This window comes from Allobosea sp. RAF48, from assembly GCF_052114025.1.
Lineage (GTDB): Bacteria > Pseudomonadota > Alphaproteobacteria > Rhizobiales > Beijerinckiaceae > Allobosea.
Map to the genome: position 1 here is coordinate 15,331 of NZ_JBFRDZ010000022.1, position 13,067 is coordinate 28,397.

The window sequence follows — 13,067 nt, forward strand, 5'->3', positions numbered from 1 at the left end:
CAGCACGTCACCCAAGTTCGATCATGACCGGAGCATGGTCGCTGGTGTGCTCCCAGCCTCGCGGAGCGCGTCGAACCTCCGCGGATTTCAACCGAGCCGCCAAGGGGGGACTAAGCAGAAAATGATCGAGGCGAAGTCCGGCGTCGCGTTCGAACGAGTTCCGCCAATACTTCCAGAACGTGTAAATTCGCTCTCTCGGATGAAGGTGCCTGATGGCGTCCGTCCAACCCTGTTCGAGGAGCTTGGCATATGCCGTCCTCACCTCGGGCCGAAAGAGCGCGTCATCTCGCCATCGCCCGGGTGCGTAAACATCGAGATCCGTCGGCATGACATTGAAATCGCCGACGAGCGCGACCGGTACCTCCAGGGAGAGCAGCTCCTGGGCGTAGCTATTCAGTCGCCCAAACCAGCGCAGTTTGTATTCGAACTTGGGGCCAGGGGCGGGATTCCCGTTGGGAAGATAGAGACACCCGATCAGTACCCCGTTGACCGCCGCCTCGATGTACCGGCTATCGCTGTCATCAGGATGACCCGGTAGCCCCCGGCGCGTGATAACCGGGAATGACCCCTTCGCGAGGATAGCCACGCCATTCCAGCTCTTCTGGCCGTGCCAAACCGCCGCGTAGCCGGCTTGCTGCAATTCGTGCTCGGGAAAGCGATCGTCTGAGCATTTCAGCTCTTGCAGGCACACGACGTCTGGGCTGTCCTGCTTGAGCCACTGGAGAAGAACGGACAACCGGCCATTGATGCCGTTCACATTGTAGGTCGCGATCTTCAACGATGGCCCTCCTTGAACGCGACCGCCAATCGTTAAAGGTTCTCGCGCAGGAACACTTGGGTCCTGGCTATAGCGTCAGGCCAGCTGGCCAGAGAGACCATGTCCTTCGCCGGGATAGATGTGGCTTCGGACAATGCCCCCTTGCTTTTGACCAATCGCTCGATCGCCCCGGCATTGGACGCAGGCACCACTCGGGCCGCATCCCCATGCACAATGAGCGTAGGGGGCAGCGAAGCTTGCTCTAAGCCGGGTGGCAGGAATCCGAAGAAGTCGACGACAGCTCTAACCCTGCGATCGCGAGCCGCCAGAGCCAAAGCCAATGCGCCGCCCAGCGAGAAGCCGACAACGGCGAAACGGGGCGTCTCAGCTGTGATCGGCTCGATCGCTTCCAGCCAGACCGGAAACTTGTTCTTGATTTCGCCGTAGCGGGCCCGCCGATCACCGGTGGCCTCGAAGTACCGTGGCAGCAGGACGTTATAACGAGCTCCCGCGATCGTGTTTGCGGCGAACTGGTATCGGCCGCTGTTCGTCAGACCGCCTGAGCCATAAAGGAGGATGACGCTGCCTCCAGAGGCGCTCGGACCAAAGCGGTCAACCGCGACGCTTGCCCGGGTGGGGCCAGCGACGATGGTCGCGCCGGCTCCAGCAACAAAATGGCGTCGGTCCATTACTCGGTCGCCTCAGACCATCTCTCCTTGGCTTCCGCCGCCGGGACGATTAGCTCGATCGTATCGTCCTCGGGGGCAACGGCGAGCGCCAGGTCGAGGTAGTGGTGGGCTCCGCTCGACTCAGGATCATTCTTCTTCAGCTTGATGAGCTGGCCGCTCAGGGCGTCGACGGTTCCGACATGCCCTCCGTCGGATCCGATCACCCGCTGGCCTTCCTTGATTGGCTCCACGAACATCATGGCTTGCTCTCCCTCCACACCCCGCCGATGGGCAACGGACCGTCCGGCATCGAGGTTCCACTCAGAATGGTGCCCCGGTTGCGCGGCGCGATCTCGCGCTGCGATTCCCGAAGTCCGGTACCGCTCCGGGGTTCGGGAATGAGCCGAAAGAGGCATGACATGCTGTCGTTCCGCGCCACAGGGGACGCGAGTGACCGTGCAATCCGAAGGTGTCGTAGGCGTCGCTTCAGGCGGCGAAATCACGCTGTGGTTGGAACAGGACTCTGCGGGTTAGATCATCCTCGTCGAGTGCGACTGGAGCGAAGCCCGCTACCAAATAGGCAATCCTCTCGCGCTCCTTTTCGTGGTCGCTGGCCGGTATGGAAGCCTTCACCCGTCTCCAAACCGCTTCGAGCGACGCACAAGCCCGAGCTAGATCAGGCGGATCGGTCAGCGAAGAAAAAGGCATGCCATCGTCTTCCTCATTAGATCCGGCAGGGGCTGATTTAGGTGAGCTTCGAGCCTCTGCAAGCCTCTTTGAAAAGTTCGGGAGCGCCTCCCTAAATTTGCGGGATCCAAGCGCACCGCGCGGGACCAGACCCATGTTGCTTCGAGGAGAATATGGCTATGGCACTGTTGCCGCCCGACGAATTTGAACGCCCTGTCGTCATTCTGACTGGCCTTGGACACCCCACCGCAATTTGCTCGGCGATGGAGGCCTACATGTTCCTGGTAGATTGGCCGAAGTCGCAGCGAGACACCGCCCACGCCTTTGCATTGAAGGCCAGCCTGGCTGCCGTCCGCGGCGAGATTGAACCTGAAACCGCGAAGGGATTATTCGCGGCCTGGGCGGAGAAGCATGATCTTCTCGCCCTTGAAGCCGGGGTGCTTGTCGGTCGCCGCAATGCGGGGTCCCACGGCATCGCCTGAACCAATGCGCGTTCCGTCAGGATGATAGGACAAGAGGAGGAACACTGCGCAGCGCGTCCGGTTGTCCCTCGCATCAGCGAGGCTTGAGATGGCGAAGAGTTCCCGGCCGAGAATTGTCGATGGACCCAAGGGAGGGTCTCGGGCCCCTTCTGTTGCCGATCGGCGCGCAACGCAGAAGCTCTCGAAATATCGGTCCAAGCGTGACTTCCAGAGGACGGAGGAGCCGAGCGGCGAACTCCCGATCCGAAACTCGAACCGGCGGCGCTTCGTCATTCAGAAGCACGACGCCTCCCGCCTTCATTACGACCTGCGGCTCGAACTGGACGGCGTATTCAAATCCTGGGCAGTCACGAAAGGCCCGTCGCTGGATCCCCACGACAAGCGCCTTGCCGTGGAAGTCGAAGCTCATCCACTGGACTACGGCGACTTCGAAGGGATCATACCAAAAGGCGAGTACGGCGGCGGCACGGTGATGCTCTGGGACCGGGGATATTGGGAGCCGGAGGGCTCACGTACCCCACAGGAGGCACTGGAAAAGGGCGACTTCAAATTTGAGCTGCACGGTAAGCGTCTGAAAGGTAGCTTCGTCCTGGTCCGAATGCGCAGCGACCGCGATGGCGGAAAGCGGACCAACTGGCTTTTGATCAAGCATCACGACGACCATTCAGTCGATGCCAATGGAGCTGCGGTTCTCGAAAAGAACATCACCTCCATAGCGTCCGCCCGGACAATGGAGCAGATCGCCGCCGGTAAGGGGCGAAAGCCCACGCCGTTTATGACCAATGCTGCGGATGTTGAAAGCGATGCAGTTTGGGACGGCAAGCGTGGCTTGGCCTCCAAATCAGAAAAACGCTCCGAAAGTGCGGGCAGGAAGGCCATGCTCCCTGTCTTCATCCCTCCTCAGCTCTGCGAAACCGTGGAGCGACCTCCGACGGGTGCGCAGTGGGTGCACGAGATCAAGTTCGATGGCTACCGAATCCAGATGCGGGTGGCCCACGGTGAGGTTTCTCTGAAGACCCGCAAAGGGCTGGACTGGTCCGCCAAATACCCTGAGATCGTGGTAGCTGGTTCGGAGCTTCCGAATTGCATTCTTGACGGCGAGATTTGCGCGCTCGATGAAAATGGCGCTCCCGACTTCGCGGCCCTACAGGCCGCATTATCCGAGCGTACCACGGGCAATCTTGTTTTCTTCGCGTTCGATATGTTGTTCGAACGCGACAAGGACCTGCGCGATCGTCCGCTCATCGAACGCAAGGAGCGGCTGCAGAGGCTGCTCTCCGACGCGTCGGATGATCCCCGCCTGCGCTTCGTCGAGCATTTCGAGACGGGCGGCGATGCCGTGCTGCGCTCGGCCTGCAAACTCTCCCTCGAGGGCATCGTGTCGAAGCAATCTGAGGCGGCTTATCAATCCGGTCGGAGCGACACCTGGGCGAAGTCGAAATGTCGGGCTGGGCACGAGGTTATCATCGGCGGCTATGCGAGGACTAACGGCAAATTCCGCTCGCTGCTGGTGGGCGTGCATCGCGGGGAGCATTTTGTCTATGTCGGGCGTGTCGGCACGGGGTTCGGAGTCGAAAAGCTCCTCCCCAAACTGAAGGAAGCAGAGACCGGCTCTTCACCGTTCACCGGCGCCGGTGCTCCCAAAAGGGAAAAGGAGGTCACCTGGCTCAGGCCCGAGCTCGTAGCCGAAATCGAGTTCGTCGGCTGGACCGCTGATGGCCTCGTTCGTCAGGGCGCATTCAAGGGACTTCGAGAGGATAAGCCAGCCGCGGAGGTCGAGGCTGAAAAGCCGTCCGCACCTTCCCGCACTGACACACCCGTGCCGGTCCCGAAGACTAAGTCCCCGCGTCGCAAAGGTGCGAAGGCAGAGGTGATGGGTGTGCTGATTTCCAATCCGGATAAGCCACTCTGGCCTGACGCCGGTGACGGGGAACCGGTAACCAAAGAGGATCTGGGGCGATACCATGAGGCGGTCGGATCCTGGCTGATCGACCACGTCAAAGGTCGGCCTTGCTCCATCATGCGCGCTCCCGATGGCATCGGCGGCGAGCAGTTCTTTCAGCGCCATGCGATGCCAGGCACGTCCAATCTGCTCGAACTGGTCAAGGTGTTTGGCGACAAGAAGCCTTACCTGCAGGTCGACCGTATCGAAGGATTGGTGGCGATCGCGCAAATCGGCGGAGTGGAACTTCATCCGTGGAACTGCGAGCCCGGCAAGCCCGAGATTCCCGGTCGATTGGTTTTCGATCTCGATCCTGGCCCCGATGTCGCCTTCTCGGCCGTGGTCGAAGCTGCACTTGAAATGCGCGATCGCCTGGATGATCTGGGTCTGGTTAGCTTCTGCAAGACCACGGGCGGCAAGGGGCTCCATGTCGTCACGCCGCTCGCCGTGTCCTCTCGGAAGCCGCTGCAGTGGGATCAAGCGAAGGCCTTTGCTCACGATGTCTGCCAGGAGATGGCGCGCGCGGCCCCGGATCGCTACCTAATCAAGATGACGAAGAGTCTGCGGGGCGGAAGGATATTCCTCGATTATCTGCGCAACGATCGCATGGCGACCGCCGTGGCTCCGCTTTCGCCCCGCGCCCGCCCAGGCGCGACCGTCTCGATGCCCCTGACCTGGACCCAGGTCAAATCCGATCTCGACCCCAAGCGCTTCACGGTACGCACCGTCCCGTCGCTGCTGGGCAAGAGTTCTGCGTGGCAGGACTACTGCGACGGGCAGCGGCCCCTGGAAACGGCGATCAAACGCTTCGCTAAGGCGAAGCGCGCCGCTTGAATGCCGCTGGCGAGCTCAGGATGCCTTCTTTTTCTTGCCACTCGCGGCGAGACTTGCGCGTAGAGCCTCCATGATGTCGATGACGTTGCTCTCGGACGTGTCCTTCGCGCCTTTTTTACCCTTGCGGGCGGGCTTCATCGCCTTCTTCTTTTCGGCGATGATGTCGAGAAGAGCAGTTTGGACCGGGTCTGAGACCATGTCCGCCGACCAGTTTTTGGTGTGCTGCTTGATGAAGCTTTGGACGAGAGGGATGAGATCCGGATCCGACTTCGCCGAGATATCCTCGAAATAGGCCCCTTCGGGCCGCACTTCGTCACCGAAGCGGAGCGTCCACACCACAATTCCTTCTCCCCGCGGCTCCAGCACGATGGCGCGCTCGCGGCGGCCAATAACGAGCCGGGAGATGCCGAGGACCTTGTCCGCCGCCATCGCGTCCCTAATGACGGCGAACGCCTCGTGGCCGACTGGATCGTCCGGCATCAGGTAGTGCGGCTTTTCGAGATAGATCCATTCGATGCTGTCGCGAGGGACGAACTTGTCGATATCGATGGTTTTGACGGTGTCGAGTGCGACAGCGTCGAGCTCATCCTCGGTCAGCATGACGTAATCGTTCTCGCCGCGCGCGTAGCCCTTGATCTCGTTGTCGTCCTTGACGGCTTTTCGAGTGACAGAGTCCACGTACTGGGACACGACGCGATTGCCGGTGGCTTTGTTCAATGTGTGGAAGCGTACCTTCTCGCTCTCCGAGGTAGCGGGCGACATCGCAACCGGGCAGGTGACGAGAGAGAGCTTGAGGTAGCCTTTCCAATAGGGACGCGGAGCCATAACGCCTCTCCTCAGCTGGCCTTACGCTGTTGATCGCGAGAGGCTGGGGTACCGGAGCGCTTTGCGCTACGAGCCGTCCCACGATTGGCGTTTGCCGCTGCGCGAGGACGCGAACCTTCCGCCATCATTTTGGCGCTCTCACGCAACGCCGCGAGGAGGTCGTCGGGCTTCGAAACCTTCACTGCCTTGCGCTGCGGTACAGCCTTGCCTTCGATCTTGGCCTTGACCAGCTCGGCCAGCGCCGCCTCGTAGCGGTCATCGAACTCGGCGGGGTTGAACTCCCCCTTCTTCGTGGCGATAATGTGCTTCGCCAGATCGAGCATCTCGCCTTTGATCCGGAGCTTCGGCATCTCCTCGAAAGCCTTCTCCGAGGATCGAACCTCGTAATCGTACTGCAAGGTCGTCGCGATCAGCCCCTTGCCATGCGACCGGATGAGGACCGTCCGCATGCGCCGAAACAGGACGGTCTGGGCCACGGCCGCTACCTTGGACTTCGCCATAGCGTCGCGTAGCGCCGTGAAAGCGTCGGATGAAACGCGATCGGTCGGTACCAGGTAATACGGCTTGTCGAAATAGACGTCGTCAATCTCTGAGCACGGGATGAAGGTCTCGATCGCGAGCATCTTGTCGCTCTCAGGAACGGTGGCTGCGACCTCTTCCGGATCGAGCATGACGTATTCGCCATTCTCGATCTCGAAGCCCTTGGTTTGATCCTCGCGCTCGACCGGCTTGCCCGTCTCGCTGTCGACGAAGATGCGATTGACGCGATTTCCGGTGGCTTTGTTCAGGGTGTGAAACGCGATGCGATCCGAGGTGCTAGCGGCAGTGTACAAACCTACGCCGCAGCTCACCTCGCCGAACTTGATGAAGCCCTTCCACTGGGCGCGATGACCCGCCATGACAAACTCCCCACGCAACTCACTCTAGCGACTCAATCGGCTTGACCGGAGCTTGTTCCGCCGCTTGGCAAATCAGATCTCCCCGCGGCGAAACTTCGCACGGACCTACGGGCGGCGGGTCTTGGTCTCTGCCAAAAACCGCTGAATCGCCTTATTCGCCATCTCCCGCGTGTCCTGCGTGCCCAAGGCTACAGAGGCGACGACAAACTTCATGCGCTGGCTTTGGCGCTCGCGGTCAGCCGGGGGCACGCCTTGCTCAACATAGCTCCACGCTGCTTCCCATGCCGACGTCGCCCGGGCGATCGCATCTGGATCCTCCAGAATGGCGAAGGGGTTCGGATCAGTCGATCGGAGCATGAGGTTAGAGATCCCAAACCTGAGAGGCGTACCAAGCCGGTAACGCCACTGCCATCATTCCAACTGGGGCGAAAACCGGCTCATCTATGGCCCGCTCCGAAACCCGCGGACGTTTACGCGCTCGGCGAAAAAAGGTTCCACACCGGGAGAATGCGGGCCGAGATGGTGCCCCGGAACTTGACGCGCCCCTGTCGATTGAATTGCGAGACAGGAGATTCAAATGGCAGACGACAAAACAAATCGGGGCCCTCAGGACCGCTCGCGGATCAATCTGAGCGAGGACTACGAAGTTCGCTATTGGACCGACAAGTTCGGGGTATCCAAGGCCCAGCTTGAAGATGCAGTGCGCGAAGTTGGGGCTTCCGCAGATGCTGTTGAAACCGAGCTACGTCGGCCGGCGCTCGTCGGTGGATCGAAGCAGTGAGCGAAACAATCGAGCTTCGCCGCGACGGCGACGATTGGATCATCGATGATGGCTCAGCTCGCATTCGTCTGACCACGCCGGGTGCCGGTATCATCGAGCGGTTCGTCGATCAGTGGGATGCCGAAAGCCACTCGCGCCGCAACGCAACTCGATCGGTGTCGCCCGAACGACCGGAGCGCCCGAAGGGAGTGTCATGACAATGAGGACACATAGCTACGAGGTTCTCGAAATAACGAAGCTCGTGGTCAGTCCGGAGGGAGCCGACGGAGCTGTCATCGCCATGCATCGCGCCGTGGACAGCGTGTACAGCTTGTTCTGGCTCCGCAACAGCTCGCTCAGCTCGAAGGTCTGCTGGACCGCGCCAACCTGGAGCAGATGGAGCATCAGCAGATTCACTGACATCGTTCACGAAAGAAGGGGCCAGGCAGGTTCCAGTCCCCTCCTGCGTGGCTTCAGGCGCGACACTGAAGGGGTCACGCATCTTCGGAACGGTGGCGCGCCAGTGAAGTTCCTCGGTGACTTCGGCTTTCGAAACATTGACGCAAGGAGCTCAGAATGGATCGCTCCGAGCCAATCACGAATGGTCGCGAGCTCGCCCTTCGCATGAACGCCCTTTCCCAGGTCGCGACTGGATAGCGATGCTGATGGACTGCTCCGGTTGTCCTCGCGACTATGTCGAATGGCATCTCCAGGAGGAAATGGTTCCTCCCGAGGCGATCCTCACGGCGGCCGGGATACTTCACGCGCAAGCCGAGCTCGCTCGCGACGGAGGGCGGCCCTAGAACGCCGATGACCGAACTCGCACGCAAGAATTGGAAGCGCTTCCGCATCGGGGCATCGCGAAGGGGTTCGGCCTCGACGTTCCGATTATGGGCGCCCGCGCTTTCGGAGGTAATGATCGAGATAGACGGCGGTGGCAGAAGCGTTGCTATGGTCGCGATCGGCGACGGCTGGTTCGAGCACAGGGACGACCTGCCGTTTGGCACGCGATATCGCTATCGCTCTCAGGGCGGGCTGGTCTTTCCAGATCCCGTCTCGCACCGCCAGTACGGCGGGGTGCATGGCTGGAGCGTCCTGACCGACCCGGATTCCTATTCCTGGCGCTGCGCGAACTGGCGCGGGAGGCCCTGGCGCGAGACCGTGCTGTACGAAATCCATCCAGGTCTCGCCGGCGGCTTCGCGGGAATCGAGCGAGAACTGCCCCGCTTGGCGGAGCTCGGTATTACGGCTGTCGAACTCATGCCGATCGCCGATTTTCCCGGCGAGCGCTCATGGGGATATGATGGTGTCCTGCCATTCGCGCCGGCTGCCGCCTATGGATCGCCGGACGAGCTAAAGCGGCTTGTGGATCGGGCGCACGAACGCGGCCTCGCGATCCATCTCGACGTCGTCTTCAATCATTTCGGCCCGGATGGCTGCTACCTGCACGCCTATGCCCCGCAATTCTTCCGCGCCGGAAGCCACACACCATGGGGCGCGGGGATCGACTTCGACCGGCCGGAGGTTCGGGCCTATTTCATCGCCTGTGCGGTCCAATGGCTCGTCGAGTATCGGTTCGACGGTTTGCGGCTCGACGCCGTCCACGCGATCCCCTCGATTGACTTTCTGCTGGACTTCGAGCGGGAGGTCCGCAATGCGATCCCGCCTGACCGTCGCATCCAGCTCGTGGTCGAGAACGATGCCAACGATTCCAGCTTGCTGTCGCATTTCGATGCGCAGTGGAATGACGATTTCCACCATGCCGTCCATGTCCTCCTGACGGGTGAGGCGACGACTTATTACGGCAGCTTCGCTGACGAGCCTGTCCGCCATCTCGCGAGAGTGCTGGCGGAAGGCTTCGCATTTCAGGGCGAGGTCGCTGCCTTCAGCGGCGAGACGCGCGGCCGGCCAAGCGCGGATCTGGCGCAGACCCGTTTCGTCAACTGCCTGCAGAACCACGACCAGATCGGCAATCGCCTGTTCGGCGACCGCCTCCTGTCATTGGCCGATCCTGCTGGGGTTCGCGTCGCCGTCGCGCTCCTGCTGCTCAATCCGCAGATCCCGCTGCTTTTCATGGGGGAGGAGTTCGGCAGCCGCACCCCGTTTCTGTATTTCACCGATCACCACGAGGAGCTTGCCCAGGCGGTCAGAGAAGGGCGCGCGCGCGAATTCGCCCATGTCGATCCCGGCCGCGAGAAGCGGCTGTTCGATCCCAACGCCGCCGAGACCTTCGACGCAAGCAGGCCGGACGCGGGCGAGGACGGAGCGCAGTGGAGCGCGCTTTATCGCAGTCTCATCGCATTGCGGCGCGAGCGGATCGTTCCTCATCTCGATTCCTGTCGCAGCACGGGCGCCGACCCCCTCGGCTCGTCAGCCGTTCGGGCATGCTGGAGTCTCGGTGGCGGGAGGCTGACGCTTCTGGCGAATTTCGGTGATGAGGCCGTGACCGACAGCCTGCCCGAAGGCGCGGAGATCTTCGCGCTGGGCGAGGCGAAGCACGGGCCGGACGGCCTGCTCCTCGGCGCGAGGTCGTTCCGCGCTTTCCTCTCGTAAGGCGCGAGACGGCTCAGCGATGGCCGAGCAGCACGCGGCAGCCGAGCCCATGATCCGCGAGCCGGACTTTTTGTGCTGAAACAGGCGCTCCTACCAGCGCCTGCCAGTCGCCGGATATGGACGGCAACGCCACCCCCGTATCGGCCCACCAATCCGCTCGCAGCGAGAGCGTGTCGTCGACGCCTGCCGGACAGCCGATCGGAACGACCACGGCGAGCGCCTGTTCCTCGGTCTCACGGCAGAATGCGATTAGTCGCTCGGCCCGCGACCCGTGCGCCGAAAGGGCGCGATAGCGACCGCGCCGGAACAGTTGGGGATGATCGCGCCGCACGCCGAGGAGCCGTCGCAGGATGTCCTGCTTGATGCGGCCGCTCCTCCACTCCGCGCGGAGCCCGTCTTCGTCAGCGCCTTGCGCCAGCGCCGCCTGGCGCGCCGCGAAATCCACCGGGCGGCGGTTGTCGGGATCGACCATGCTCAGATCCCAGAACTCGCCGCCCTGGTAGATATCGGGGATGCCCGGCACAGTGCATTGGAGCACCGTTTGGGCCAGTCCGTTGAGGGCGCTTGCCGGCCCGATCGCGGTGAGATGGTGCTCCAGCTCATCCTGAAAGCAGCGACTGATGCCCCGATCGAGCAGGGCGCGCAGGAAATCTGCGGTCAATTGCTCGTAAGCCTGGTTCGGTGTGGCCCAACCGGTGCGCAACTTCGCCTCTCGCAACGCCTTGCGCCACCAGCCGCCGATGCGATCGGGATAGTCGTCGGCCATCCCGCCTGGCGGCCAGGTGCCGATCAGCATCTGGTAGAGCAGGTATTCGTCGCTGCGATCCAATCCCTCCGGCCGGATCGCGGTGTTGATCTCGAACCAGCGCTGAACGGCGTCGATCCAGGATTGCGGGTCCCAGCTGAGCGTCGCTAGGCGGGCGCGGACATCGGCGCCGCGCTTGTGGTCATGCGTCGACAGGGCGAGCATGGCATCGGGCTGGAGACGGGCGCGCTCGACCATGGCCGCATGGAAATCCGGTACGGGCAACGCGAAAAGCGCGGCATCGAATCCGACATCGTTGCGGGAGAGCAGTCGGCCATAGCGATAGAACGCCGTATCCTCGACGCTGCGTGCGGCGAGCGACGATGTGAGCTGGTTGAAGCGCCGGATGACCGCGCGCCGTGCGGGTTGCTCCAGCGCTGCTTCCATCCCCGTCAGGGCGGCGACCAGGAAGTCGATCGCAATGAGTTCTGCCTGGGGCTGGCTGCGCGCGGCTGCGACAGCCTCGGAGAAGCCGGGACCGGGATCTTCCGGGGCTGAGGCGCCGGTCAGATAGGTCCGGTAGGAGCGCATGTTGCACGCGATGGCCGTGACGGCACGTCTCATGGCGCCACGCGGAATGGCCGCTTCGCGGCCCGCGGCCTGGGCCAGCGCCATCAGGCGGCCCGTGATCGCCTCCAGTTGCCCGTCGAACGCATGTTCCAGCACTTCGCGGCGCGCTGCGATCTCCTCGTCGGCGAAGCTTGCGGGCCGGCCGCTGAGCTCCGACCAGAACAGGCCGAGCCTGTTCTGGTCATCCGCCTCATGAAGGACGGCGCTGACCTGGTCCATGAAGTCGTAGCCGGTCGTTCCGTCCGTTTCCCAGCCGGCGGGCAGGGCTTCGCCGGAAGCCAGGATCTTCTCGACCCCGATCCACGCCGGGCCGGGCGCAGCCCAGTCGGGGCGCCGGGGCGCCAGAGCCGTGAGTCGGGCCCGCAAGGTCGCGCAGTAACCCGCCGGATCGGACAGTCCATCGACATGGTCGATCCTGAGCCCGTCGACCCAGCCTTCCTCATAGAGCGAGAAGGCGATGCGGTGGGCCGCATCGAAGGTGTCCGGGCGCTCCATCCGCATGCCGGCGAGCTGGGTGATATCGAAGAAGCGGCGCCAGTTCAGCCGGTCGCCGGCGTTGCGCCAGTAGTCGAGATGAAAATGCTGAAGCTCGATCAAGGCGCGCAGGGCTTCGGGCTCGCGTCGCGTCTGGGTCAGAGCCGCGCGAGCCTTAGCGTCATCGTCTGACCGTATCGGAAAGAGATGGTCGCCATAGCGGATGGCGAAACCGCTGCGCTGCGGGTCATCGACCAGCGTGAGCTTTCCGGCTGCGAGCGCCTCATCGAAAGGCTCGCCGAGGAAAGGCGCGTGGATGCGCCCGTCCAGCAACGGGTCTGCATCCTCGAAATCGATGTCGAACCAGCCAGCATAGCGGCTGCTGCGCCCATTCTTGAGCAAGTCGAGCCACATCGGATTGTCGTCGCTGCCGACGGCGACATGGTTCGGCACAATGTCGAGGACGATCCCGATGCCTTCGGCCCGAAGGGCCCGGGCCATGGCGTAGAAGCCGTCGAGGCCGCCGAGTTCCGGGTTGACCTCGTCATAGCTGATGACGTCGTAGCCATGCAGGGAGCCGGCGCGAGCAGCCAGGATCGGCGACGCATAGACGTGGCTGATTCCCAGCCGGCTGAGATAGCCGGCAAGGGCAGCCCCGCTCGCGAAGGGAAAGCCCTTGTGAAATTGCAGCCGATAAGTGGCCCGCACCGGATGTGCCTGCTTCACGATATCCCCGTTTCCGTCAGGCGATCCGAGTCGCCGCCGCCATAGCAACGTGCTTTCGAGGCTTAGGGTTTCGCATTTTTGGCGA

At 62.5% G+C, this 13,067-nt stretch carries 12 protein-coding genes; 5 read left to right on the top strand and 7 right to left on the bottom strand.

Annotated elements, in window-relative coordinates:
• Window positions 1-7: 7 nt before the first annotated feature.
• The 3 genes from xth to AB4Z10_RS27195 are packed head-to-tail and all read right to left on the bottom strand — an operon-like array spanning window position 8 to window position 1,685.
• Window positions 8-778 (bottom strand): exodeoxyribonuclease III, encoded by a 771-nt coding sequence (xth, locus tag AB4Z10_RS27185; protein ID WP_441473527.1) that lies wholly within the window; start codon window positions 776-778, stop codon window positions 8-10.
• Between the two features lie 32 nt (window positions 779-810).
• Window positions 811-1,446 carry a dienelactone hydrolase family protein gene (locus AB4Z10_RS27190; protein WP_441473528.1) on the bottom strand — a complete coding sequence of 212 codons (636 nt, stop codon included), beginning with the start codon at window positions 1,444-1,446 and terminating at the stop codon, window positions 811-813.
• Complete coding sequence (locus AB4Z10_RS27195; protein ID WP_441473529.1) at window positions 1,446-1,685, bottom strand: DUF2171 domain-containing protein; 240 nt, start codon at window positions 1,683-1,685, stop codon at window positions 1,446-1,448. Before AB4Z10_RS27195 ends, AB4Z10_RS27190 begins: the two co-directional genes overlap by 1 nt.
• 615 nt (window positions 1,686-2,300) lie before the next feature.
• On the opposite strand from AB4Z10_RS27195, the gene AB4Z10_RS27200 reads away from it, so the two are divergent.
• The gene (locus tag AB4Z10_RS27200) at window positions 2,301-2,594 is read left to right on the top strand and encodes a DUF982 domain-containing protein (protein WP_441473557.1); all 294 of its coding nucleotides are present in this window, start codon (window positions 2,301-2,303) and stop codon (window positions 2,592-2,594) included.
• An 88-nt stretch (window positions 2,595-2,682) separates the two neighbouring features.
• Entirely contained in the window at window positions 2,683-5,370 is a 2,688-nt protein-coding gene (gene ligD / locus AB4Z10_RS27205; RefSeq protein WP_441473530.1) for a DNA ligase D, read from the top strand.
• Window positions 5,371-5,385: 15 nt separating this feature from the next.
• Here the strand turns inward: ligD and ku (AB4Z10_RS27210) are convergent, their stop codons facing one another.
• From ku (AB4Z10_RS27210) to AB4Z10_RS27220, 3 genes are all read right to left on the bottom strand, one after another.
• Window positions 5,386-6,195: a non-homologous end joining protein Ku gene (ku, locus tag AB4Z10_RS27210; protein ID WP_441473531.1), complete on the bottom strand. Its 810-nt coding sequence runs from the start codon at window positions 6,193-6,195 to the stop codon at window positions 5,386-5,388.
• Window positions 6,196-6,206: 11 nt separating this feature from the next.
• Window positions 6,207-7,094, bottom strand: coding sequence for a non-homologous end joining protein Ku (gene ku, locus AB4Z10_RS27215; RefSeq protein ID WP_441473532.1), 888 nt, complete (start codon window positions 7,092-7,094; stop codon window positions 6,207-6,209).
• Window positions 7,095-7,199: 105 nt separating this feature from the next.
• Entirely contained in the window at window positions 7,200-7,451 is a 252-nt protein-coding gene (locus AB4Z10_RS27220) for a hypothetical protein (protein WP_441473533.1), read from the bottom strand.
• Between the two features lie 220 nt (window positions 7,452-7,671).
• Between AB4Z10_RS27220 and AB4Z10_RS27225 the strand changes: the two genes are divergently transcribed.
• The 3 genes from AB4Z10_RS27225 (at window position 7,672) to treZ (ending at window position 10,407) form a co-directional block, all read left to right on the top strand.
• A complete protein-coding gene (locus AB4Z10_RS27225; protein WP_441473534.1) occupies window positions 7,672-7,875 on the top strand; it encodes a DUF3606 domain-containing protein in 204 nt (67 codons plus the stop codon).
• A complete protein-coding gene (locus AB4Z10_RS27230; RefSeq protein WP_441473535.1) occupies window positions 7,872-8,072 on the top strand; it encodes a hypothetical protein in 201 nt (66 codons plus the stop codon). The genes AB4Z10_RS27225 and AB4Z10_RS27230 overlap by 4 nt, the downstream gene beginning before the upstream one ends.
• Before the next feature lie 631 nt (window positions 8,073-8,703).
• Window positions 8,704-10,407 (top strand): malto-oligosyltrehalose trehalohydrolase, encoded by a 1,704-nt coding sequence (gene treZ / locus AB4Z10_RS27235; protein ID WP_441473558.1) that lies wholly within the window; start codon window positions 8,704-8,706, stop codon window positions 10,405-10,407.
• A 13-nt stretch (window positions 10,408-10,420) separates the two neighbouring features.
• Here the strand turns inward: treZ and treY are convergent, their stop codons facing one another.
• Window positions 10,421-12,982, bottom strand: coding sequence for a malto-oligosyltrehalose synthase (gene treY / locus AB4Z10_RS27240; RefSeq protein WP_441473536.1), 2,562 nt, complete (start codon window positions 12,980-12,982; stop codon window positions 10,421-10,423).
• Window positions 12,983-13,067 lie beyond the last annotated feature (85 nt).